Source organism: Desulfohalovibrio reitneri, assembly GCF_000711295.1.
GTDB lineage: Bacteria > Desulfobacterota > Desulfovibrionia > Desulfovibrionales > Desulfovibrionaceae > Desulfohalovibrio > Desulfohalovibrio reitneri.
The window spans coordinates 1,310,589-1,335,469 of the sequence record NZ_JOMJ01000003.1 but is presented as its reverse complement, the minus strand read 5'-3'; the positions used below and the strand labels follow the sequence as shown (position 1 = coordinate 1,335,469).

At 67.2% G+C, this 24,881-nt stretch carries 17 protein-coding genes; 16 read left to right on the top strand and 1 reads right to left on the bottom strand.

What is annotated here, in order from left to right:
• Positions 1 to 149: 149 nt before the first annotated feature.
• From nifJ to ldhH, 8 genes are all read left to right on the top strand, one after another.
• Positions 150 to 3,806 (top strand): pyruvate:ferredoxin (flavodoxin) oxidoreductase, encoded by a 3,657-nt coding sequence (gene nifJ / locus N911_RS0106935; RefSeq protein WP_029895644.1) that lies wholly within the window; start codon positions 150 to 152, stop codon positions 3,804 to 3,806.
• A gap of 42 nt (positions 3,807 to 3,848) precedes the next feature.
• Positions 3,849 to 5,561, top strand: a complete 1,713-nt coding sequence (locus N911_RS0106930) for an L-lactate permease (RefSeq protein ID WP_029895642.1) — start codon at positions 3,849 to 3,851, stop codon at positions 5,559 to 5,561.
• Positions 5,562 to 5,628: 67 nt separating this feature from the next.
• Entirely contained in the window at positions 5,629 to 7,014 is a 1,386-nt protein-coding gene (locus tag N911_RS0106925; protein WP_029895640.1) for an FAD-binding oxidoreductase, read from the top strand.
• 8 nt (positions 7,015 to 7,022) lie between these two features.
• Positions 7,023 to 8,303 carry a (Fe-S)-binding protein gene (locus tag N911_RS0106920; RefSeq protein ID WP_029895638.1) on the top strand — a complete coding sequence of 427 codons (1,281 nt, stop codon included), beginning with the start codon at positions 7,023 to 7,025 and terminating at the stop codon, positions 8,301 to 8,303.
• Between the two features lie 25 nt (positions 8,304 to 8,328).
• Complete coding sequence (gene pta / locus N911_RS0106915; protein ID WP_029895636.1) at positions 8,329 to 10,443, top strand: phosphate acetyltransferase; 2,115 nt, start codon at positions 8,329 to 8,331, stop codon at positions 10,441 to 10,443.
• Positions 10,444 to 10,457: 14 nt separating this feature from the next.
• Positions 10,458 to 11,672 (top strand): acetate/propionate family kinase, encoded by a 1,215-nt coding sequence (locus tag N911_RS0106910; RefSeq protein ID WP_029895634.1) that lies wholly within the window; start codon positions 10,458 to 10,460, stop codon positions 11,670 to 11,672.
• A gap of 15 nt (positions 11,673 to 11,687) precedes the next feature.
• Positions 11,688 to 12,320: a LutC/YkgG family protein gene (locus N911_RS0106905; RefSeq protein ID WP_051694010.1), complete on the top strand. Its 633-nt coding sequence runs from the start codon at positions 11,688 to 11,690 to the stop codon at positions 12,318 to 12,320.
• A gap of 22 nt (positions 12,321 to 12,342) precedes the next feature.
• Positions 12,343 to 14,526 carry an L-lactate dehydrogenase (quinone) large subunit LdhH gene (gene ldhH, locus N911_RS0106900; RefSeq protein WP_029895630.1) on the top strand — a complete coding sequence of 728 codons (2,184 nt, stop codon included), beginning with the start codon at positions 12,343 to 12,345 and terminating at the stop codon, positions 14,524 to 14,526.
• 69 nt (positions 14,527 to 14,595) lie between these two features.
• Here ldhH and N911_RS0106895 read toward each other — a convergent pair whose 3' ends face one another.
• Entirely contained in the window at positions 14,596 to 14,814 is a 219-nt protein-coding gene (locus tag N911_RS0106895; protein WP_029895628.1) for a hypothetical protein, read from the bottom strand.
• A gap of 228 nt (positions 14,815 to 15,042) precedes the next feature.
• Between N911_RS0106895 and N911_RS0106890 the strand changes: the two genes are divergently transcribed.
• The 8 genes from N911_RS0106890 (at position 15,043) to acs (ending at position 24,839) form a co-directional block, all read left to right on the top strand.
• Positions 15,043 to 15,930, top strand: coding sequence for a sulfotransferase family 2 domain-containing protein (locus tag N911_RS0106890; RefSeq protein ID WP_081859077.1), 888 nt, complete (start codon positions 15,043 to 15,045; stop codon positions 15,928 to 15,930).
• Positions 15,931 to 16,137: 207 nt separating this feature from the next.
• On the top strand, positions 16,138 to 16,827 hold the full coding sequence (locus N911_RS0106885; RefSeq protein ID WP_029895624.1) for a TetR/AcrR family transcriptional regulator: 690 nt from the start codon (positions 16,138 to 16,140) through the stop codon (positions 16,825 to 16,827).
• Positions 16,820 to 17,866 (top strand): secretion protein HlyD, encoded by a 1,047-nt coding sequence (gene hlyD, locus N911_RS0106880; protein ID WP_081859075.1) that lies wholly within the window; start codon positions 16,820 to 16,822, stop codon positions 17,864 to 17,866. The genes N911_RS0106885 and hlyD overlap by 8 nt, the downstream gene beginning before the upstream one ends.
• The gene (locus N911_RS0106875; protein ID WP_029895622.1) at positions 17,863 to 19,629 is read left to right on the top strand and encodes an ATP-binding cassette domain-containing protein; all 1,767 of its coding nucleotides are present in this window, start codon (positions 17,863 to 17,865) and stop codon (positions 19,627 to 19,629) included. The genes hlyD and N911_RS0106875 overlap by 4 nt, the downstream gene beginning before the upstream one ends.
• Positions 19,626 to 20,738: an ABC transporter permease gene (locus tag N911_RS0106870; RefSeq protein ID WP_029895620.1), complete on the top strand. Its 1,113-nt coding sequence runs from the start codon at positions 19,626 to 19,628 to the stop codon at positions 20,736 to 20,738. The genes N911_RS0106875 and N911_RS0106870 overlap by 4 nt, the downstream gene beginning before the upstream one ends.
• A gap of 3 nt (positions 20,739 to 20,741) precedes the next feature.
• Positions 20,742 to 21,881: an ABC transporter permease gene (locus N911_RS0106865; RefSeq protein WP_029895618.1), complete on the top strand. Its 1,140-nt coding sequence runs from the start codon at positions 20,742 to 20,744 to the stop codon at positions 21,879 to 21,881.
• 63 nt (positions 21,882 to 21,944) lie between these two features.
• Complete coding sequence (locus N911_RS0106860) at positions 21,945 to 22,814, top strand: LytR/AlgR family response regulator transcription factor (RefSeq protein WP_029895616.1); 870 nt, start codon at positions 21,945 to 21,947, stop codon at positions 22,812 to 22,814.
• A gap of 111 nt (positions 22,815 to 22,925) precedes the next feature.
• Positions 22,926 to 24,839: an acetate--CoA ligase gene (gene acs / locus N911_RS0106855; RefSeq protein WP_029895614.1), complete on the top strand. Its 1,914-nt coding sequence runs from the start codon at positions 22,926 to 22,928 to the stop codon at positions 24,837 to 24,839.
• Positions 24,840 to 24,881 lie beyond the last annotated feature (42 nt).

Sequence of the window (24,881 nt, the reverse complement as noted above, 5' to 3'; positions counted from 1 at the left end):
ATGCCGGGAGTCATCTTAATCCTCCCGTTTCGGCATCGAATTTGTAACGCAACCGCAAACAAGCCGGACGCCAACCGCACAGGGGAGCGGTTTCAGTATCATCCCGTTTCGGTAAGCTTTGCGGAAAAACCCTCAGGAGGACCTCTTCCATGGCGAAGATGCAGACCATCGACGGAAACACCGCCGCGGCCCACGTGGCGTATGCCATGAGTGAATGCTCGGCCATCTATCCCATCACCCCCTCGTCCACCATGGGCGAGATCGCGGATGAGTGGGCGGCCCAGGGGCGGAAAAACGTCTTCGGGCAGACGGTCAACGTCAAGCAGCTGCAGAGCGAGGCCGGAGCGGCCGGCGCGGTACACGGCTCCCTGGCCGCGGGCAGCCTGACCTCGACCTTCACGGCCTCCCAGGGCCTGCTGCTGATGATCCCCAACATGTACAAGATTTCCGGCGAGTTGCTGCCCGGCGTGTTCCACGTCTCCGCCCGGGCCATCGCCGCGCACGCCCTGTCCATCTTCGGCGACCATGCCGACGTCTACGCCTGCCGCCAGACCGGCTTCGCCCAGCTGGCCTCCGGCTCGGTGCAGGAGGTCATGGACATGGCCCTGGTGGCCCATTTGGCCGCCATCGAGTCCCGCGTGCCCTTCCTGCATTTCTTCGACGGGTTCCGCACCTCCCACGAGGTGAACAAGGTCGAGATGATCGACTACGAGGACATGGCCAAGCTGGTGAACCGCGACAAGGTGGCCGCCTTCCGCGCCCAGGCCATGAACCCCGAGCACCCGGACATCCGCGGCACCGCCCAGAACCCGGACATCTACTTCCAGGGCCGCGAGGCCGCCAACACCTTCTACAAGGCCGTGCCCGGCTACGTGCGCGACGCCATGGCCAAGGTCGGCCAGCTCACCGGCCGCCAGTACGACCTCTTCAACTACGTGGGCCATCCCGAGGCCGAGCACGTGGTCGTGGCCATGGGCTCCGGCACCGAGACCATCGAGGAGGTGGTCAACCACGAGAACGCCCGGGGCAACAAGCTGGGCCTGGTCAAGGTCCGCCTGTACCGTCCCTTCGAGACGTCCGCCCTGGTGGAGGCCATCCCCCACACCGCCTCCACCGTCACCGTGCTGGACCGCACCAAGGAGCCCGGCGGCCCGGGCGACCCGCTGTACCTGGACGTGCAGACCGCCTTCGCCGAGCACGAGGGCGACCACAAGCCCCGCGTGCTGGCCGGCCGCTACGGCCTGGGTTCCAAGGAGTTCAATCCGGCCATGGTCAAGGCGGTCTACGACAACGCCGCCAAGGCCAAGCCCAAGACCCACTACGTGGTCGGCATCGAGGACGACGTCACCCACACTTCCATCGAGGTCGAGGACTACGTGGACACCACCCCCGAGGGCACGGTGCAGTGCAAGTTCTGGGGCCTGGGTTCCGACGGCACGGTGGGCGCCAACAAGCAGGCCATCAAGATCATCGGCGACAACACCGACCTCTACGGCCAGGGCTACTTCGCCTACGACTCCAAGAAGTCCGGCGGCCTGACCGTTTCCCACCTGCGCTTCGGCCCCGAGCCCATCCAGTCCACCTACCTGGTGGACAAGCCCGGCTTCGTGGCCTGCCACAACCCGGCCTACGTCAACCAGTACCAGCTGCTCGAGGGCATCAAGGAGGGCGGCACCTTCCTGCTGAACTGCTCCTGGGACGCCGAGGAGATGGACAAACGCCTGCCCGCCTCCCTGAAGCGGGAGATCGCCTCCAAGAAGCTGGACCTGTACGCCGTGGACGCGGTGAAGATCGCCTCCGAGGTGGGCCTGGGCGGCCGCATCAACATGATCATGCAGACCGCCTTCTTCAAGCTGGCCGAGGTCATCCCCTTCGATGACGCCGTGGCCTACCTCAAGGAGTCCATCAAGAAGGCCTACGGCAAGAAGGGCGAGAAGATCGTCCAGATGAACATCGACGCCGTGGACCGCGCCGTGGACGGCCTGAAGAAGATCGACTACCCCGCCTCCTGGGCCGAGGCCACGGACGAGGCCAAGCCCGAACTCGACGAGCCCGATTTCGTCAAGCACGTCATGCGGCCCATGCTGGCCCAGCAGGGCGACAAACTGCCCGTGTCCGCCTTCAGCCCGGACGGCATCTTCCCCATCGCCACCTCCCAGTACGAGAAGCGCGGCGTGGCCATCCAGGTGCCGCGGTGGATCAAGGAAAACTGCATCCAGTGCAACCAGTGCTCCTTCGTCTGCCCGCACTCGGCCCTGCTGCCGGTGCTGGCCACCGAGGAGGAGATGGCCGGCGCGCCCGAGGGCTTCGAGACCCTCGAGGCCAAGGGCAAGGCCCTGAAGGGCATGAAGTACCGCATGCAGGTCGACGTGCTCGACTGCATGGGCTGCGGCAACTGCGCCGACATCTGCCCGGCCAAGGAAAAGGCCCTGGTCATGAAGCCCCTGGACGAGGAGCGTCCCCAGCAGGCCAACTACGACTTCGCCGCCAAGATCCCCTTCAAGGAAGGCATCATGAAGCGGGACTCCGTGAAGGGCAGCCAGTTCTACACCCCGCTCATGGAGTTCTCCGGGGCCTGCGCGGGCTGCGGCGAGACCCCTTACGTGCGGGTGCTGACCCAGCTGGTGGGCGAGCGCATGTACATCGCCAACGCCACGGGCTGTTCCTCCATCTGGGGCGCCTCCGCTCCCTCCACCCCGTACTGCGTCAACTCCGACGGGTTCGGACCCACCTGGGGCAACTCCCTGTTCGAGGACACGGCCGAGTTCGGCTACGGCATGAACATGGCCGTGCACCAGCGCCGCTTGAAGCTGGTGGACAGCGTGAAGGAGGCCATTCCCGAGGCCGAGGGCGAGTTCAAGGAAGCCCTTGAGCAGTGGCTGGAGCACAAGGACGACCCCGAGGGCTCCCGCCAGTGGGGCGACCGCGTCAAGGCCGTCCTGGGCACCGCTGGCGGCAACGGCCGTCTGGCCGACATCCGCGAGAACGCCGACCTGCTCTCCAAGAAGAGCTTCTGGATCTTCGGCGGCGACGGCTGGGCCTATGACATCGGGTTCGGCGGCCTGGACCACGTCATCGCCTCCGGCGAAAACATCAACATCTTTGTGATGGACACGGAGGTTTACTCCAACACCGGCGGCCAGGCCTCCAAGGCCACTCCGCTGGGCTCCATCGCCAAGTTCGCGGCCTCGGGCAAGAAGACCGCCAAGAAGGACCTTGCCCGCATGGCCATGAGCTACGGCTACGTTTACGTGGCCACCGTCTCCATGGGCGCGGACAAGCAGCAGCTCATGAAGGCCTTCACCGAAGCCGAGAGCTACGACGGCCCCTCGCTCATCATCGCCTACGCGCCCTGCATCAACCAGGGCATCCGCAAGGGCATGGGCAAGACCCAGTATGAGCAGAAGTTGGCCGTGGACTCCGGCTACTGGCCGCTGTTCCGGTACGATCCGCGGCTGGCGGAGAAGGGGGAGAACCCGCTGCGCGTGGACTCCAAGGCCCCGGATGGCACACTCCAGCAGTTCCTGTCGGGCGAGAACCGCTACGCCCTGCTGGAGAAGACCTATCCGGAGGAGGCCAAGCGTCTGCGGCGTGAGCTGGAGTGGAAGCAGCGGCTCCGTTTCGATGAGCTCAAGGCCATCAGCGAGCTGCGCTACCGCGCCCACATTGACGAAGGGGAAGGGGAGATCCCCGAGGAGAAGGGAATGCCCGTGTGCATGCTTCCCGAAAACCCCGAGGCGGCGGCCGGCCGCTTCGAGACCGAGGAGCCGTGCGACGACGGCCGCTCGGGGAAGCATGACGACTAGGGCGGAAGGAAACCCGGCAAACGTGAAAAGGAGCGTGTGACAATGTCAATCGGACTGTTGGCCCTTATCGCCTTCATCCCCATCGCGCTGGCGCTGGTCCTCATGGTGGGGATGCGCTGGCCGGCCACCAAGGCCATGCCGCTCGCCTGGGCGGCCTGCGCCCTGGGCGGCATCCTGATCTGGCAGCTTCCCGCCGGCTACGTGGCGGCGCTTTCACTGCAAGGCGTGGTAACGGCAATATCGATTCTGATCATCGTCTTCGGGGCGATTCTCATCCTGCACACCCTGAAATACTCGGGCGGCATGGAAACCATTCAGTGCGGTTTCCAGAACATCTCCGCCGACCCGCGCGTGCAGGCCATCATCATCGGCTACCTGTTCGCGGCCTTCATCGAGGGCGCGGCCGGCTTCGGCACCCCGGCGGCCCTGGCGGCCCCGCTGCTGCTGGCGCTGGGCTTCCCCCCGCTGGCCGCGGCCGTGGTCTGCCTGGTCTTCAACTCCTTCCCCGTGACCTTCGGCGCGGTGGGCACGCCCGTCATCCTGGGCCTGAAGTTCCTGCGCGGCCTTGTCGAGCAGGCCGTGGCCACCGGCGGCGCCGGGGTCAACTTCGACTCCATGGAGGCCTTCAACCACCTCATCGGGCAGTGGTCGACCATCATGCACCTGCCCATGATCATCATCCTGCCCATCTTCATGCTGGGCTTCATCTCCCGCTTCTTCGGCCCCGAGCGCTCCTGGATGCCCGGCTTCCGCGCCTGGAAGTTCTGCGTCTTCGCCGCCGTGGCCTTCATCGTGCCCTATCTGTTCTTCGCCTGGTTCGTGGGACCGGAGTTCCCGTCCCTCATCGGCGGCCTGATCGGTCTGGGCGTGGTGGTCTGGGGCGCCCGCCGCGGCATCGCCGTGCCCAAGGACACCTGGTCCTTCGGTCCCCAGTCCAAGTGGGAAGAGGACTGGGTCGGCACCGTCCGCCCCGAGGAGGACTGCAAGTTCGAGGCGCACATGTCCCAGTTCCGCGCCTGGATGCCCTACGTCCTCATCGGTATCATCCTGGTCATCACCCGCATCCCCGAGCTCGGCCTGAAGGGCTTCCTGGCCGCCCAGAAGATCCCCTTCAACAACATCCTGGGCTACGAGTCGGTTAACGCGGCCATCGCCTACCTCTACCTGCCGGGCACCATTCCCTTCATCCTGGTGGCCCTGCTCACCGTGGGCATCCACGGCATGAAGGGCGGCAACGTCTCCCGCGCCTGGAGCGACTCCTTCAAGAAGATGAAGAACCCCACCATCGCGCTGTTCTTCGCGGTGGCCCTGGTCTCCATCTTCCGGGGCTCCGGCATCGGCGACGCGGCCCTCAACCCCAACAGCTACCCCTCCATGCCGCTGGCCATGGCCGACTTCGTGGCCTCCATCGCCGGCCAGGCGTGGCCCATCTTCGCCGGCTTCGTCGGCGGCCTGGGGTCCTTCATCACCGGCTCCAACACGGTCTCCGACCTGCTGTTCGCCGAGTTCCAGTGGGGCATGGCCAGCCAGCTTGACCTGCCGCACCAGGTCATCGTCGCGGCCCAGGCCGTTGGCGGCGCCTTCGGCAACATGATCTGCATCCACAACATCGTGGCGGTCTGCGCCGTGGTCGGCCTGTCCGGCCAGGAAGGCGCCATCATCCGTAAGACCTTCTGGCCCTTCCTGCTCTACGGACTGGTCGTGGGCCTGATGGTCACGCTGATGAGCTACGTGTTCATGCCGAACCTGTTCTAAACGAACGAAACGTCAACGCGGCGGCTCCCGCACCGGGGGCCGCCGCTTTCAAATAAGGAGATTCTCCATGGCCGACGCCACCACCCTCGCCAAGGATTTCGAGGCCATCGTCGGGGCGGACAACGTCATGACCCACGAGGCCGATCTGCACGCCTATTCCTACGATTCGGCGGTGCTGCCCTCCAAGGCCCCGGCCCTGGCCGTGCGCCCCACCACCGAGGACCAGCTCGCCCGCGTGACCCGCGCCTGCAACCAGAAGGGCCTGCCCCTGACGGTGCGCGGCGCCGGAACCAACCTCTCCGGAGGCACCATTCCCGAGCAGGGCGGCGTGGTCATTCTCACCGGCGCCCTGAACCAGGTGCTGGAGATCAACGAGGAAGACCTCTACGCCGTCTGCCAGCCGGGCGTGGTGACAGCCAAGTTCGCCGCCGAAGTGGCCTCCCGCGGCCTCTTCTATCCCCCGGACCCCGGCTCCCAGGCCGTGTCCACCCTGGGCGGCAACGTGGCCGAAAACGCCGGTGGCCTGCGGGGCCTGAAGTACGGCGTGACCAAGGACTACCTCATGGGCATCGACTTCTTCGACGTGGACGGCGAGCAGGTCACTTCCGGCTCCCGCACCGTGAAGTGCGTCACCGGGTACAACCTGCCCGGCCTGATGTCCGCCTCCGAGGGCACCCTGGGCGTTTTCAACAAGCTCATCTTCAAGCTCGTCCCGCCGCCGCAGGCCTCCCAGGCCATGATGGCCGTGTTCGACGATGTGCAGGACGCCTCCCGCACCGTGGCCTCCATCATCCGCAATAAGATCGTGCCCTGCACCCTGGAGTTCATGGACAACGTGACCATCCGCACCGTGGAGGGCTTCCGCGGCGCCGGGCTGCCCACCGACGCGGCCGCCCTGCTGCTCATCGAGGTGGACGGCCACCCCGTGCAGGTCAAGGAGGACGCCGAGAAGATCGAGAAAATCTGCAAGGAAGAGGGCGTGCGTTCCATTGAGATCGCCCGCGACGCCGAGCACAAGGGCCAGCTCTGGCAGGCCCGGCGCGACGCGCTGCCCGCCCTGGCCAACTTCCGGCCCACCTGCGTGCTTGAGGACGCCACCGTCCCCCGCTCCAAGATGCCGGACATGATGACCGCCCTGGGCCGCATCGCCGACGAGTACAAGCTGACCATCGGCACCTTCGGCCACGCGGGCGACGGCAACCTCCACCCCACCATCATGACCGACAAGCGCGACAAGGACGAGTGGCACCGCGTGGAAGAGGCCGTCAACGCCATCTTCGAGGAAGCCCTGGGCATGGGCGGCACCCTCTCCGGCGAGCACGGCATCGGCATCGCCAAGTCGCAGTGGATGGAGAAGGAGACCTCTCCGGCCACCATCGCCTACTGCCGTAAGATGAAGGCCGCCCTCGACCCCAACAACATCCTCAATCCCGGCAAGATCATCGGGACCTAGGAGGGGACATGGCCGAGATTCAGGAACTCATCAAACTGCTTGGCGAGCTGGACGACGAACTCGTCGGCTGCATGCGCTGCGGCATGTGCCAGGCGCAGTGCCCGGTCTTCGCCCAGACCGGGCGGGAGGCCGACGTGGCCCGGGGCAAGCTGGCCCTGCTGGACGGGCTGGCCCACGAGATGATCAAGGATCCCAAGGGGGTCAAGGAGCGCCTGGACCGCTGCCTGCTGTGCGGTTCCTGCCAGGCGGCTTGCCCCTCAGGGGTGAAGGTGGTGGACATCTTCCTCAAGGCCCGGGCCATTCTCACCGGGTACATGGGGCTGCCCCCCGCCAAGAAGGTCATCTTCCAGCAACTCATGACCCGGCCCCAGCTGTTCGACAAGATCGTCGGGCTGGGCTCGCGCTTCCAGGGCGTATTCTCCAAGAAGGCCAGCGAGGTCATGGGCACGTCCTGCGCCCGCTTCGCCTCGCCCCTGGGGGACCGCCACTATCCCAACCTGGCGGACAAGCCCTTCCACAAGACGCAGGGCGAGCTGAACGAGCCCCGGGGCTCCTCCGGGATGCGCGTGGCCTTCTTCCCCGGCTGCGTCACGGACAAGGTCTATCCCCGCGTGGCCGAGGCGACCCTCAAGGTGCTTCGCCACCACGGCGTGGGGATCTACCTGCCCCACGGACAGGCCTGTTGCGGAATCCCCGCCCTGTCCTCGGGCGAGCGGAAGTCCTTCGAGAAGATGGTGGAAACCAACCTCTCCCTTTTCGAAAAGGGAGACTTCGATTACATTATCACTGTGTGCGCCACCTGCGCGGCCACGCTCAAGGACGTGTGGCCCATGATGGTGGAGGACGACACCCGCCGGGAACGGGCCAAGGCCATGAGCGGCAAGGTCATGGACATCTCCCAGTTCCTGGTGGACGTGCTCGGCGTGGAGCCGGGCGAGGCCCACGGCGGCAAGAAGGTCACCTACCACGACCCCTGCCACCTGCGGAACTCGCTGAAGGTCACCGCCCAGCCCCGCAACGTGCTCAAGGCGAGCCGCGGCGTGGAGTTCACGGAGATGCCCGAGGCGGCCACCTGCTGCGGCTGCGGCGGCTCCTTCTCCCTGGAGCACTACGACCTGTCCCGCACCATCGGCCAGCGCAAGGCCGAGAACGTCGGCAAAAGCGGCGCCGAGTTGGCGGCCACCTCCTGTCCGGCCTGCATGATGCAGATCTCCGACATGCTCTCCCAGAAGGGGGAGAATACCCCGGTGCGCCACGTCGTCGAGGTCTACGCCGAGGGCCTGAAGTAACCGCAACACCAGCCGAGGGGAGTCAATGTCCCGCAGCCTCTACATAACCGCCACCGAAAGCCGCAGCGGCAAATCGGCCATCGTCCTCGGAGTCATGCAGGAGATCCTGCGCAAGGTGGGTCGGCCGGCCATTTTCCGGCCGGTCATCACCGCCGGAGCCGCCGAGGAGGAAGGCCGGGACCACGACATCGAGCTGATCCGCAAGGCCTTCAACCTGGATCAGGAGTACGAGCAGGCCTATGCCATGCACCTGCGCGAAGCGCGGGAGCTGATCAACACCGGCCGCCGCGACGTGCTCCTGGAGACCGTGCTCGGCAAGTTCAAGGAGCTGGAGCAGGAGTACGACTTCGTGCTCTGCGAAGGCACCGACTTCCTGGGCAAGGACCCGGCCTTCGAGTTCGAGCTCAACGCGGAGATGGCCGCCAACCTCGGCGCGCCCGTGCTCTTCGTGGCCAACGGCCGCGGCAAGACGGCGGAAGAGGTCATGTCCCTGGCCCAGGGCACCATCGAGACCCTGGAGGAAGCCGGGGTCGACATCCTGGCGGCCATCGTCAACCGGCTTGCCTGCGACGACTGCCAGGCCCTGGCCAAGAGCCTGCAGTGCAAGGTGCGCTGCAAGGAGCCGCTTTTGGCCTACGCCATTCCCGAGGTGGAGACGCTGGGCAACCCCACCATGAAGGACGTGGCCAAGTGGCTGAAGGGGCAGGTGATCTACGGGCACGGCCAGATGGAGACCCTCATCGAGGAGTACCTCATCGCGGCCATGCAGATCGGCAACTTCCTGGAGTACATCGACCAGGGCGCGCTGATCATCACCCCCGGGGACCGCTCGGACATCATCCTGGCCTCCCTGGCCTCCAGGCTCTCCTCCCAGTACCCGGACATCTCCGGCATGGTGCTCACCGGCGGGCTGCAGCCTCCGCCAGCGGTGCACAAGCTCATCGAAGGCTGGACCGGCGTGCCGGTGCCCATCGTGTCGGTCAAGGAACACACCCACCTCACCACTCAGAAGCTCAACGAGCTGTACGGACGCATCGGGGCGGACGATCCCAAGAAGATCGCCACCGCCCTGGGCGTCTTCGAGTCCAACGTGGACGTGGGCGAGCTGTCCGACCGCATCCTGGCCGAGCGCTCCAGCCGGGTGACGCCGAAGATGTTCGAGTACGGACTGGTGCAGCGGGCCGCGGCCGATCCCCAGCGCATCGTGCTGCCCGAGGGCACCAGCGAGCGGGTGCTGCGGGCCACGGACATCCTGCTGCGCCGCAAGGTGGCCGACATCATCCTGGTCGGCGGCGAGGAGGAGGTGCACTCCAAGGCCTCCCAGTTCGGCCTGGATATCTCAGGCGCCCGCATTGTGGACCCATCCACCTTCGAGCGGCAGGAGGAGTACGCCGAGACCTACTTCCAGGCCCGCCAGCACAAGGGCGTGCGCCTGGAGGACGCGGCCGACCGCATGCTCGACCCCACCTACTTCGGCACCATGATGGTGCACCTGGGTGACGCGGACGGCATGGTCTCGGGCTCGGTGACCACCACCGCCCAGACCATCCGTCCCGCCTTCGAGTTCGTGAAGACCAAGCCGGGCTTCTCCATCGTCTCCTCGGCCTTCTTCATGTGCCTGCGCGACCGTGTGCTGGTCTTCGGCGACTGCGCCGTGAACCCCAACCCCAACGCCCAGCAGCTGGCCGAGATCGCCATCAACTCCGCCCAGACGGCGGAGATATTCGGCATCGAGCCGCGCGTGGCCATGCTCTCCTATTCCACCGGCGAGTCCGGCTCCGGCACGGACGTGCAGAAGGTGGTGGAGGCCACGGCCATCGCCAAGGAGCGGGCCCCGGACCTGCTCCTGGAAGGGCCGTTGCAGTACGACGCGGCCATCGACCCGGAGACCGCCAAGACCAAGGCGCCCAACTCCAAGGTGGCGGGGCAGGCCACGGTCTTTATCTTCCCGGACCTCAATACCGGCAACAACACCTACAAGGCGGTCCAGCGGGCCGCGGGCGCGGTGGCCATCGGCCCCGTGCTGCAGGGCCTCAACAAGCCGGTCAACGACCTCTCGCGCGGCTGCGTGGTGGAGGACATCGTGAATACGGTGGCCATCACCGCGGTGCAGGCCCAGGCGGAAAAGCAGAGTAAATAAGGAGATCGGCTGACATGAACGTTCTGGTACTCAACTCCGGCAGCTCGTCCATCAAGTTCCAATTCTTCGCCATGCAAGGCGGGGAGGGCGGCGCCGTCCGCGCCAAGGGCGCGGTGGAGCGCATCGGCGAGTCGTCCGGCAAGTTCGAATACGAAAACGAGAAGGGTGCGGAGTTCAAGCGCGAGGACGCCGTGCCCGACCACGACGCCGGTCTGCGCCTGGTCATGGAGGCCCTGACCCACGCCGACCACGGCGTGCTGGCCTCCACCGACGAGATCGAGGCCGTTGGGCACCGCGTGGTGCACGGCGGGGAGCGCTTCCACGCCCCCACCAGCATCAACGACGAGGTGGAGCAGGCCATCGAGGCCCACATCCCCCTGGCCCCGCTGCACAATCCGCCCAACCTCACCGGCATCCGGACGGCCCGCAAGCTCATTCCGAACGCCGAACAGGTGGCCGTGTTCGACACCGCCTTCCACCAGACCATGCCCCCGCACGCCTACATGTACGCCTTCCCCTACGAGCTGTACGAGCAGGCCGGGGTGCGCCGCTACGGGTTCCACGGCACCTCCCACGCCTACGTCTCCCGCGAGCTGTGCAAGCTCATGGGCCGCGAGGTGGAGGACGTGAACCTCATCTCCGCCCATCTGGGCAACGGCGCCTCCATGGCCGCCGTGGCCGGAGGGCGGTGCGTGGACACCTCGCTGGGCATGACTCCGCTGGCGGGGCTGATCATGGGCACCCGCACCGGCGACTTCGACCCGGCCATCCTCTTCTACCTGGCCCGCGAGCGGGGCTACTCCCTGGAGGAGATGGACCAGCTGGTGAACAAGGAGTCCGGGCTGAAGGGCATCTGCGGCAGCAACGACCTGCGCGACGTGCACGATAAGGCAGCCTCGGGCGACGAGCGCGCCGCCCTGGCCCTGGAGATGCTGGCCTACCGCAACCGCAAGTATTTCGGCGGCTATTTCGCCGCATTGGGCCGTGTGGACGCCATCGTCTTCACGGCCGGGGTGGGAGAGAACGACGACCGGGTCCGGGAATTGTCCCTGCAGGGGCTGTCCGGCCTCGGCGTCCATGTGGATCCGGAACGCAACCAGGCCGGCGGCGGCCGTTTCAAGGCGCCAGGCCGCATTTCCACTGACGATTCCCCGGTTCAGGTGTGGGTTGTGCCCACCAATGAAGAGCTGGAAATCGCCAGGCAGACCTACACTGCGCTGCGGGCCTAACCATTTGGAGCGTGTATGAGCACACAAGACAAGGACGAGATGCTGCGGACCTTTACCGCCAAGGCGGAAGCGGTCTCCTGCGTGGTGGAGGAAGTTCCCTCCATGGCCAAGGCATTCGACTACGTGGTCGATCTGTGCGGCAAGAAGGAAGCCTGCAAGCTTCTGATCTCCGGCTGCGAGGAGGCCCTGTCCAAGAAGGCCGAGGGGCTGTGCGAGACCAAGCAAGCCAAGCTGGTGGCCGCCCCCAACCTGAACAAGAAGGACTTCGGCTCCCTCAAGAAGAAGTGCAACGACAACGGCTTCGTCTGCATCGACGAGGGAATGCGCGACCACCTTGCGGGCACAGACATCGGCGTGGCCCTGTGCCAGGGCGGCATCGCCGACACCGGCACGGTCATCCTCGACTCCGACTCCGAGGAGACCCGCCTGGCCACCATGATCTCCGAGATCTTCGTGGCCGTGGTGCCCAAGAGCAAGCTGTTCGCCAACACCTACGAGGCGGAAGATGTGGTGTCCAAGCTCATCGGCAAGGACCCGTCCTACACCGCCTTCATCACCGGCGCGTCCCGCACGGCGGACATCGAGCGGGTGCTGGCCCTCGGCGTGCACGGCCCGCTGGAGATGCACGTCCTGCTCCTGGACAAGTAGCCCCACTCCCATCGGAGGAGATATGCAGAAAGCACACGACCTGAAGGAATACAGGGAAGAGGTCGGCCAGGCGCTGGACAACGAGTTCCTGCGCAAGGCCATGGACAACTTCGCCCGCGCCTACCCCCAGGGGCGGGCCAAGGCCTTCGCCGGCATGGACGCGGCCGCGCTCATCGCCGAGATCGCCGAGGCCAAGGACGAGTCCGTCAGCCACATGGAGGAGCTCTACCAGGAGTTCAAGAAGAACGCCGAGGCAGCCGGGGTGAAGGTGCACCGCGCCCGCACCGCCGCCGAGGCCAACGAGATCATCGCGGACATCGCCCGCGAGGAGAACTGCAAAAACATCGTCAAGTCCAAGTCCATGACCGCCGAGGAGACGCTCCTCAACCACCACCTGGAGGCCGAAGGCCTGCAGGTCACGGAGACGGACCTGGGCGAGTGGATCATCCAGCTTCGCCACGAGGGCCCGACCCACATGGTCATGCCCGCCATCCACCTCTCCCGCGACCAGGTGGCCGGACTGTTCAGCCAGGTCACCGGCTCCAACCAGCCCAACGAGGTCGAGAAGCTGGTCAAGGTGGCCCGGCGCGAGCTGCGCCAGCGCTACGTTGACGCGGACATGGGCATTTCCGGGGCCAACTTCTGCCTGGCCGACAGCGGCGCCATCGGCCTGGTGACCAACGAGGGCAACGCCCGCCTGGTGACCACCCTGCCGCGCGTGCACGTGGCCCTGGCCGGGCTGGAGAAACTGACCCCGAGCCTGCACGACGCCCTGCGGGTGCTCAAGGCCCTGCCGCGCAACGCCACCGGCCAGGCCATCACCTCCTACGTCACCTGGATCAAGGGCCAGAGCGAGTGCAAGGCGGCGGAGGACAACAAGAAGTCCTACCACATCGTCTTCCTGGACAACGGCCGCACCGCCATGTCCAAGGACCCCCTGTTCAAGGAAGTCCTGCGCTGCATCCGCTGCGGCGCCTGCGCCAACGTCTGCCCGGTCTACCGCATGGTGGGCGGGCACCAGTACGGCCACATCTATATCGGGGCCATCGGCCTCATCCTGACCTACTTCTTCCACGGCCGGGACAAGGCCAAGAACCTGGTCAAGAACTGCATCAACTGCCAGGCCTGCAAGGCGGTCTGCGCCGCGGGCATCGACCTGCCGCGCATGATCAAGGAAGTGCTGGCCCGCATCCAGGACGAGGAGGGGCACGAGCTGGAATCCCGCCTGCTGTCCAAGGCCATGTCCAACCGCCGCTTCTTCCACGGCCTGCTGCGCAGCGCGCGCTACGCCCAGAAGATGTTCGGCACCAAGACCTCGGCCGACCACAAGGGCAAGTACCAGCGCCACCTGCCCATGCTGCTCTCCAAGGAGCACGGCTTCCGCGAGATTCCCAAGCTGGCGGACACCCCCTTCCGCGACAAGTTCCCCAAGCTGCGAGAGAAGGTGGAGCATCCCCGCTACGTGGTGGGGCTCTTCGGCGGCTGCGCCGAGGACTTCCTGTACCCCGAGCACCTGGAATCGGGCATGGAGACCTTCAAGGGGCAACGGGTGGACGTGCGCTACCCCATGTCCCAGACTTGCTGCGGCCTGCCCCTGATGATGATGGGCGAGACCACCACCGAGCGGGACGTGGCCAAGCAGAACATCCGCGCCTTCGATCCGGCGGAGCTGGACTACATCATCTGCCACTGCCCCTCCTGCGCCTCGCACCTCAAGGGCTACCCGAACCTGTTCAAGAACGATCCGGAGTGGCACCTGCTGGCCCAGCGCTTCGCTGACAAGGTCATCGACTACTCCTCCTTCGTCCAGGAAGAGCTTGAAATGGGCAAGGAGCACTTCGAGCAGGGCGGGCCCCGCGCCGCCTACCACTCCCCCTGCCACCTCTGCCGTGGCATGGGCGTGCACGAGGCCCCGCGCAAGCTGCTGGGCACCGGCGGCTACGACTACGTGGAGATGAAGGAAGAGGAAGTCTGTTGCGGCTTCGGCGGCACCTACTCGGTGAAGTTCCCCCGCATCTCCTCGCAGATCCTTAAGACCAAGCTGGACCACATCGAGGAGTCCGGGGCCGACCTGCTGGTCACCGACTGCCCGGGCTGCGTCATGCAGATCCGCGGCGGCCTGGACAAGCGCGGCTCCAAGGTCAAGGTCCGTCACATGTCCGAGGCCCTGGCCGAACGCAAGAAGCCCGGCGGCGGGCACCCGTAACCAACCGCATACCCTCACCCTCCGGGGCCCGGTCTTCCGCAAGGGAGCCGGGCCCCTTGCTTTTGCGGGCTAGGCCGGAGCAGCGCCCGGCGTGGTCCTTTGGGCGGCCACCTCGCGGTTGCCCATCTCCACGGCCGCCAGCAGGCGATGATGCGTCTCGGGATACTCCGCCCGGCTGACGGGCACGTGCACGTGGCGCACCTCGCCGCCGAGCTGAAACGAGACGAGGAACCACTCCACGGTGTCGGACCGGCCGCCGCGCAGCGGCCTGCAGGAAACGAGCGTCATGGCCGTTCCTCCGGTTTGCGATTTCTCCATGCATGTCCGTGTAGATCACCACAGGTTCCCCTGAACGACGCTGACGTGGAATTCGGGTTACGATGGCGTCTATCCCGCCAACCCAGAACGTGGCCGCACCCGGCGGTCGAGTGCGCGGCCGGACCGGGCGGCCTCCCGGAATCATGCGCTCCGGCGAGCCTCGCCGCGTGACGGCTGGTGGCGGATGGATGACGTCACATGCCCCTGCGGGACGCGCTTTGCACGGAATCTGCATCCCGCCCGGCTGGAGGCAAAATGGACCGCACCCTCTTTTTCCTGCACATTCCCAAGACCGCCGGGACGACCCTCACCAGCGTGCTGCGGGCCAATTTCCCGCCACAGGCAATCCTCTCCGCCTACGACCACGACGCCCTGCGGCGGGTGGACGAGCTGGACGATCAGGCGGCGGCGCGGCTGCGGCTCATCCAGGGGCACGTTTTCGTGGCCGACTTCGAGCGGTTCTTCTCCCGGCCCGTGCTGGCCTTCACCATGCTACGCGACCCCGTGGCCCGGGTGGTTTCGGAGTACGAGTTTTTGCGCTCCTGGCCGGAGCACCACCTGTACGAGTACCTCAACCGCCAAGACGTGGGGCTGGCGGAGTACGTCTCCAGCTGCAGGCCGGAACTCAAGTGGCGCGGCAAGAATCTTATGACCCGCAGCCTGTGCGGGGCCGTGCCGCCGGACTGCCCGGGGGAGGAGATGCTGGCCCGGGCCACGGCCAACCTGGACCGTTTCCACGTGGCGGGGGTGACGGAGCTGTTCGACGAGTCGCTGTTGCTGCTGCGCCGGGCTGCCGGGCTGGGCAACATCCTCTATGAACGGCGCAACCGCCGCGCCGCCCCCCGCCGGCCGGAGGACTTGACTCAGGCGGAGCGCGAAGCGGTCCTGGCGCACAACCAGCTGGACCAAGCTCTTTACGCCCACGCCCGCCGCCGCCTGCTGCGGGAGACCGCCGCCCTGGGCGGTACTTTCACCGGCGAACTGTGGGCCTTCCGTGCCCTCAACACCCGCTACCAGTCCATCTGCGACAAGGTGCTGGCCAAAAGCGGGGTGGAGCGGCGGGCCAAGGGCTACACCCTGGCCTGAGTTTCCGGCGCGACCCGCCGGAAAACGCGACCGTTCACTCCGGAATTCGCGTATCCTCCAGGGAATCAATAGCCCGGCTGGTCCAAATCCGCCGCCGCGTTGCACTGGCGACGGCAGGTGGGTGAAATGCCGGGTGATGCATCTAATTTAAATTTGAATTTGACAGGCGGCCGTAATCCCCTATTTTAGATGGCGGGAGGATCGAGCATGACCGGCAGCAAAAAGACCGCCCCCCGTCGCGCCGGGCCGCGCCGCCCCACCAGGGAGCGCATCATCCGGGCCGCGGGGGAGCTGTTCGCCGAGCGCGGCTACCTGGGGGCCACCGCCCGCGAGGTGGCGGCCAAGGCCGGGGTCAACCCGGCCTCCATCAACTACCACTTCGACGGCAAGGAAGGGCTGTACGACGCGGTGCTGGCCGAGGCCCGGCAGGGCTTCGCCCCGTCCCTGCGGGAAGTGCGCGAGGCCCTGCCGTGCGACGCGCCCGTCTGGGATCGGCTGGAGGCGCTGGTGCGCTATCTGGTGGCAGAGCTGCTTTCCCACGACCCGTCCCGATGGCATTTCAAGCTCATGGTGCGGGAGATGACCTTCCCCTCGGAGCGGCTGCTCCTGCTGCTGGACCAGGAGATGGCCCCCCGCGCGGAGATCATGTCCGGACTTACCGGGGAGATTCTCGGTTTGCCGCCGGACCACCGCCTGTCCAGGCGGGCGGCCAGCATGGTCATCGCCTATTGCCTGCATCTGCACCAGAACCGAGGAGTCATCGCCAGGCTGTTTCCCCAGGTGCCCTTGACCGGTCAGGAGGTTGACGGCTTGGTGGACGACTATCTCGTGTACGTGCGCGGCGGCCTCAAGGCCTTGGCGGAGCGGGTGCGGGAAGAGGGAGAACATGATGCGTAAGCCGCTTGTGATTTTACTTGTGCTCGCCCTGGCCGGGGCCGGGGTGTGGTGGTTCAAGCTGCGTCCGGCCCCGGAGGAAAACGGCCGCCTGACCCTGTACGGCAATGTGGACATCCGCCAGGTGGAGCTTGGCTTCCGCGTTTCCGGCCGGGTGGCGGAGATGCGCTTCGAGGAGGGCGGCCACGTGGAGGCCGGGCAGCTGCTGGCCCGCCTGGACGACCAGCCCTACCTGGACAAGGTGCGGCTGGAGCAGGCCAGGCTCGACGCCCAACGGGCCGTGGTGGACAAGTTCCGCTCCGGCTCCAGGCCGGAGGAGGTGCAGCGCGCCCGGGCCAAGGTGGAGGAGCTGGAGAGCGCCTTCCGCAACGCCTCCCGCGTGTACGAGCGGCGCAAGAAGCTGTTCGCCGAGCGGGTCATCTCCGAGCAGAACTTCGACGACGCTCTGACCCGCATGCAGGAGGCCAACAAGCGGCTGCGACAGGCCCGCGAGGAACTGCGCCTGCTGCGCAAGGGCTTCCGCGACGAGGACGTGCGCGCCCAGGAGGCGGAGATGGAAGTGGCCGAGGCGCGGCTGGCTTCCGCCCGCACCGACCTGGAGGACACCGTACTCTACGCGCCCTCGAGGGGCATCATCCTCACCCGCGTGCGCGAGCCCGGCGCGGTTGTGGCCTCGGGCCAGCCGGTCTACGCCCTGACCTTCGATTCCCCGGTGTGGGTGCGGGCCTGGGTGGCCGAGCCGGACCTTGGCCGGGTGTATCCCGGCCAGAAGGCGCGGGTTTTCACCGATTCCCGGCCGGATGAGCCCTATGTCGGCCACGTGGGCTTCATTTCCCCCCGGGCGGAGTTCACCCCCAAGACGGTGCAGACCACCCGGCTGCGCACGGAGCTGGTCTACCGGCTGCGCGTGGTGGTGGACAACCCGGACCGGGGGCTGCGCCAGGGCATGCCCGTGACCGTGAAGCTGGAAACGCCGCCGCCGGGCGAGGTGCGCCAGAGCGCGGGCAACGCCACCCGGAAGAATGGCGGAGATGCCGGATGAGCGCCGCCTCCCGGGTGTCCGAAGGCCGCCCCGTGGCCGAGGTGCGGGGGCTGGTCAAGCGGTTCTCGGCCAAGGGGCCGCCCGCCCTGGACGACATTGACCTGACCGTGTCCGCCGGGACCATGACCGGGTTGGCCGGGCCGGACGGCGCGGGCAAGACCACCCTCATCCGCTGCCTGGCCGGGCTGCTCACCCCGCAGGAGGGGGAGGCGCTGGTTAACGGTCTGCACGTCATCAAGCGACAGGAGGAGGTGCACAAGGTCATCTCCTACATGCCGCAGCAATTCGGGCTGTACGAGGACTTGAGCGTGCTGGAGAACCTGCGCCTGCAGGCGGACCTGCGCGGCGTCACCGGGGAGGAGCGGGACAAGACCTTCCCCCGCCTGCTGGACTTCACCGGGCTGGAGCCCTTCACCGGCAGGCTGGCGGGACGGCTGTCCGGCGGTATGAAGCAGAAGCTGGGGCTGGCCTGCGCCCTGCTGGCCAAGCCGGATCTGCTGCTTTTGGACGAGCCCAGCGTGGGCGTGGACCCGGTTTCCCGCCGCGACCTGTGGCAAATGGTGCGGGAGCTGGCCGGGGAGGGCATGGCTGTGGTCTGGTCCACAGCCTACCTGGACGAGGCGGAACGGTGCGGCCAGGTGCTGGTTCTTCAGGATGGCCGCCCCCTGTATCTGGGAGACCCGGCGGAACTGACGGCCAGGGTGCGCGACCGCGTTTTCCGCCTCACCGGCGTGCCCGCCTCGCAGCGGCGGAGCGTGCTGGCCGAGGCCATGGCCCGCGACGACGTGGTGGACGGGGTCATCCAGGGGCGGGCAATCCGCCTGGTCATGGCCGAGGAGGCCGAGCCGCCCGAGTCCGGCAACCTGGGCGCGGAGTCCGGCCAGGCCGAGGCGGTGAAGCCGCGCTTCGAGGACGCCTTTGTGGACGCCCTGGGCGGCGGGGCATCCGGCCGCTCACCCCTGGCCGAGACCGTGCAGGAGCGCCGGGGAGGCGACGAGGCAATCATTGTGGCCAGCGACCTCACCCGGCGCTTCGGCGATTTCACCGCGGCCAGCAAGGTGACATTCCAAGTGGCTCCCGGGGAGGTGTTCGGCCTGCTGGGTCCCAACGGCGCGGGCAAGTCCACCACCTTCAAGATGCTCTGCGGGCTGCTGCCGCCCACCGAGGGCGAAGCCCGCGTGGCGGGCTGGGACCTGGCGGCCTCGCCCAGCAAGGCGCGGGCGCGCATCGGTTACATGGCCCAGAAGTTCTCCCTGTACGGGGTCATGACCTGCGCCCAGAACCTCGATTTCTTCTCCCGCGTCTACGGCTTGCGCGGCAAGGTCCGGCGGAAGGCGGTGGGGCAAATGGCCGACATCTTCGCCCTGGGCCCCATGCTGAACCGCCCGGCCGGGGCGCTGCCCCTGGGCTTCAAGCAGCGGCTGGCCCTGGCCTGCTGCCTCATGCATCGGCCCGACGCCCTCTTTCTGGACGAGCCCACCTCCGGGGTGGACCCCATCACCCGCCGCGAGTTCTGGAGCCATATCAATGCCATGGCCGAGAAGGGCGTGGCGGTCATGGTGACAACGCACTTTCTGGACGAGGCCGAGTACTGCGACCGGGTGGGGCTGATGTACCGGGGCGAGGTCATCGCCCTGGGCTCCCCGGCCGAACTCAAGGACCAGGCGGCGGACGAGGACAATCCCGACCCCACCCTGGAGGACGCCTTCATCCACCACATCCGCCGGGTGGAGGCGGAGCATGATACGAAGGAGGCCGCGTGAATCCCCGCCGCGTGTCCGCCCTGTGCGCCAAGGAGGCGCGCCAGATCGTGCGCGACCCCTCCTCGGTGCTCATCGCCTTCGTGCTGCCCGCGCTGCTCATGTTCCTCTACGGCTACGGCGTCTCCCTGGACATGGAGAACCTGCGGGTGGGCATCGTGCTGGAGGACACCGCGCCCCCGGCCCGCGACCTGGCCCGCACCATCTCCGCCTCGGCCTATTTCGAGGCGGACGTGGCCCCGACCCGCCAAGCCTTCGCGGGCGACCTGGAGTCGGGGAAGCTGCGCGGGCTGGTGGTCATCCCCCAGGACTTCTCCGCTCGGCTGGCCGAGGGGCGGGCGGAAATCCAGACCGTGGCCGACGGCAGCGAACCCAACACAGCCAACTTCGTGCGCGTGTACACCGAAGGCGCGGTGCAAACCTGGCTGGAGCTGCGCCGAGCGCGGGCGGAGCGGGCGGAAACGGGGGGGCCGGTCATGGAGCAGCGCATGTGGTTCAACGAGGAGGTCCGCTCGCGCAACTTCCTCATCCCAGGTTCCATCGCCATCATCCTGACCCTCATCGGCACCCTGCTCACCGCCCTGGTGGTGGCCAGGGAGTGGGAGCGGGGCACCATGGAGGCGCTCATGGCCACGCCAGTGACCATCGGGGAAATCCTGGCGGGCAAGCTGCTGCCCTATCTGGGGCTGGGGCTGGGCTCCACCGGGGTCAGCTACGTGCTGGCGCGTGTGGTCTTCGACGTGCCCTACCGGGGCAGCCTGCTGGTCCTGGGGCTGGTGGCGGCGGTCTTTCTGGCCGCGGCCTTGGGGGTGGGGCTGCTCATCTCCACCCTGGCCCGCAACCAGTTCGTGGCCTCGCAAATGGCCCTTCTGACCGCCTTCCTGCCCGCCTTCCTGTTGTCCGGCTTCCTGTTCGAGATTTCCTCCATGCCCCCGGCCATCCGGCTGCTGACCCACATCGTCCCGGCGCGCTATCTGGTGCCCTGTCTGCAGACCGTCTTTCTGGCCGGGGACGTCTGGCCGCTGCTGCTGCCCAACCTGGGCTCCATGCTGCTCATGGCGGCCATCCTTTTCACCATAACCTGGCGCAAGAGCGCCAAGAAGCTGGACTAGGCCATGGCCCTTTCCGTCTTCCGCATCCGCGCCCTGGTCATCAAGGAGCTGCTGGCGCTGGTGCGGGACAAGCGCTCCCGCATCGTGCTGATTGGCCCGCCGCTGTTCCAGCTGGTCATCTTCTCCTTCGCCGCCACCCTGGAAGTGGAGAACATCGTCGTGGCCATCCACAACCGCGACCGGGGCCAGGCCTCCACCGAGATCGTGCAGCGCATGGTGGGGTCGCCCAACATCTCCACCGTGCTCTTCGCGGACAACGAGCGGGAGCTGGCCGGGTACATCAACCGCCAGGAGGCCCTGGCCGGGTTCTCCTTTCAGGAGGATTTCACCGAACGGCTGGCCCAGGGGCGGGATGCCCCCATCCAGGCGGTGCTGGACGGCCGCCGCTCCAACGCCGCCCAGATCGCCCTGGGCTACGTCTCCACCATGGTGGAGGAGTTCGCCCGCGAGCGGGCGGCGGTGCCTGGCACGGCGCGCGCCCCGCCCGGGGAGGCCGCCGCCGTGGAGGTGGTGGAGCGCAACGCATTCAACGCCAACCTGGAGAACCTGTGGACCACGGTCACGGCCCTGGTGGCCATCCTGTCCATGGTCCTGGGGTTGCTTGTCACCTCGCTTTCCGTGGCCCGCGAGCGGGAACTGGGCACCTACAACCAGATCCTGGTCTCGCCCCTGACCCCGCTGGAGATTCTGGCGGGCAAGACCGTCCCGGCCTTCATCGTGGCCGTGGCCGAGGGCACCATCATGGTGCTGGCGGCCATCTTTGTCTTCCAGGTGCCGTTCCGGGGCTCGCTCCTGCTCCTGTACGGCGGGCTGCTGGCCTTCCTGGCCTCCATCGTGGGGGTGGGGCTGTTCATCTCCTCGCTGTGCCGCACCCAGCAGCAGGCCATCCTGGGAGCCTTTTTGTTCATGGTCCCGGCGGTCATCCTCTCCGGCTTCGCCACACCCATCGAAAACATGCCCTGGTGGCTGCAGGACGTCACCGTGGCCAACCCGGTCAAGTACTTCCTGGTCATCGTCAAGGGCGTCTTCCTCAAGGACATGAGCGCGGCCGTGGTCTGGGCCAACACCTGGCCCATGCTCTGCATCGCCGTGGTCACCATGACCGTGGCCTGGTTCTTCTTCTCCAAGGGATTGGAGGAGTAGCCCCGTCTTGCCGAACCGCCGGTTTTCGGGCTAGGTTGGCTGAATAGCTGGAAAGCCCGAGCCATGGACAAGCTGCGCATCCTCCTCCTCCACCCCGACTGCCGGGTCCGCGCCGAACTCAGGCGCCATCTGGACACCCAGGACTTCCTGCGCGTGGTGGGCGAGGCGGTGACGGCCTTCGAGGCCATGGAGCTCATTGACGCCGTGGGCTACGGCGCGGTTTTCCTGGGCTTCGACCTGCCCGGCGGGGTCAGCGGGCAGGAGATGGCCCAGATGATCTCCTCCCGCAAGCAGCGTCCCGCCCTGGTCTTTGTGGCCGAGGACGAGTCCCTGGCCTACAAGGCCTTCGAGATGGAGGCCCTGGACTACCTCTGCTGGCCCTGTCCGCCGGAGCGGCTGGACAAGACGGTCTCCCGGCTGCGCCAGGCCCGCTCGGTGCTGGCCGAGGCCTCCGCCCCATCCGCGCCCCAGGCCTGGGACGAGTCGGACGACGAGGAGGGGGGGCTGGTCAAGCTGCCCCTGGAGGAAGAGGAGGAGGACCAGTTCCTGGACGCCCTGCGCCAGGCCTGGGACTACCGGGGGCGCGGGCCGGAGATCGAGAAGCTGCCCATCACCCTGGAAGGCAAGATGGTCCTGGTGCCCTTCGACGAGATCGTCTTCATCGAGGCCTACGAAGACTATTCCTACGTGCACACCGCCTCCCAGAAGTTTTTGACTTCCTACCGGCTGAAGAATCTGGAGGACAGGCTGCGGCCGCACCGATTCTTCCGCGTGCACCGCAAGTTCCTGGTCAACCTGGACATGGTCACGGAAATCGCCTCCCTGCCAGGGTCGAACTTCATGCTCCGCACGGCCGGGTCGGGCAAGACGCGCATCGAGCTGCCCGTCTCTCGCCGCCGCATCGCCGATCTGAAGCAGATTCTGGGGTTGTGAGCCGTCGACCGGGGCAGGCGGACCGTTGACCGAAAAGGACGCGACCCCTTGACCGGGGACGCCTAGAGGAAGAAACGGACCAATACGGCGGTCCCAAGGAGTCGAGACGAAATGCCCGAGAGCGGCGCCATCGAAAGCCTGCTACGCGAGGACCGGGTCTTCAGGCCCCTGCCCAAGCTGGTGCTGGACGCCAACATCAATCCCGGCGAGTTGGCCGCCGCCTTCGAGCGGGCCGCCTCCGATCCCCTGGGGTATTGGGAAGGCGCGGCCCTGGAGCTGGACTGGTTCTCCCGCTGGGAGCGGGTGCTGGACGACTCCCAGGCCCCGTACCACCGCTGGTTTCCCGGGGGCACCTGCAACATCGTCCACAACGCCCTGGACCGCCACATCACAACGGCCAACAAGAACAAGCTGGCCCTGATCTGGGAGGGCGAGCCGGGCGACACCCGCAAGTACACCTACTACGAGCTGTACCGCGAGGTGAACCGCTTCGCCTCCGCCCTGCGCTCGCTGGGTGTGGGCAAGGGCGACCGGGTGGTGGTCTACATGCCGCCCCTGCCGGAGCAGGTGGTGGCCATGCTGGCCTGCGCCAAGATCGGGGCCATTCACTCGGTGGTCTTCGCCGGGTTCTCCGGCCGCGCCCTGCGCGACCGCATCCGCGACACCCAGGCCAAGTGCATCGTCACGGCCGACGGCTTCTACCGCAACGGCCAGGTTGTTGGGCTCAAGTCGCGGGTGGACGCGGCCCTGGCCGACGAGACCCTGGACTTCGTGGACATCGTGGTGGTGGTGCGGCGCACCGGCGCGGACGGCGGCCTGGACCCCTCCCGCGACGTCTCCTACGAGGACGTGGTGCGCATGGAGCGGCCCGAGGCGCACACCGAGGTCATGGAGGCCTCCGACCCGCTGTTTCTGCTCTACACCTCCGGGGCCACGGGCAAGCCCAAGGGCATCGTCCACGCCCACGGCGGCTACATGGTGGGGGTGCACCGCACCCTGGACTGGGTGTTCGACATCAAGCCCACCGACATTTTCTGGTGCACGGCCGACGCGGGCTGGATAACCGGCCATTCCTACGTGGTCTACGGCCCGCTTCTGGCGGGCACCACCACCATGATGTACGAGGGCCACCCCCTCTACCCGCAGGCCGACCGCATCTGGCGCATCATCGAGCAGTTCGGGGTAACGGTGCACTACACCACCCCCACCCTCATCCGCATGTTGCGTCGCTACGGCGACCGATTCCCCCGCGCCCGCGACCTCTCCACCCTGCGCCTTTTGGGCACGGTGGGCGAGCCCATCTCCCCGGAGACCTGGATGTGGTACCACCAGACCATCGGCGGCGGCACCTGCCCCATCATGGACACCTGGTGGCAGACCGAGACCGGCCACGTCATGCTCTCCCCGCTGCCCGTATCGCCGCTGAAGCCCGGCAGCGTGGGCAAGCCCCTGCCCGGCGTGGAGTTCGAGGTCGTCGATCCCGAGGGCGAGCCGGTGGAGCGGGGCAAGGGCGGGCATCTGACCCTGGCCGGTCCCTGGCCCGGCATGCTGAAAAACGTCTGGAACGACCCCGAGGCCTACCAGGCCTACTGGAAGGACGGCCGTTTCCTCACCGGCGATGTGGCCCGGGTGGACGAGGACGGCTACATCTGGATGCAGGGCCGCGCCGACGAGGTGCTGAATATCGCCGGGCACCGCATCGGCACGGCGGAACTGGAATCCGCCCTGGTGAGCCACCGCGACGTGGCCGAGGGCGCGGTCATCCCGGTGGCGGACAAGATCAAGGGCGAGGCGGCCAAGGCTTTCGTGGTGCTGGCGGACGAGGTCCAGCCCTCGGACGAGCTGGCCGAGGACATCAAGGCCCACGTCACCCGCGAGCTGGGCCCGGTGGCCGTGGTCAAGACGGTGCGCTTCCGCGAGACCCTGCCCAAGACCAACTCCGGCAAGATTCTCCGCCGCGTGCTGCGCGCCGAGGAGGCGGGGCAGGACCCCGGCGACCTGTCCACGGCCATCGAGGAGGAGTAGCCGCGCGGCGTGACGGTTTGCGCGTGAAACGGGAAAGGCCGC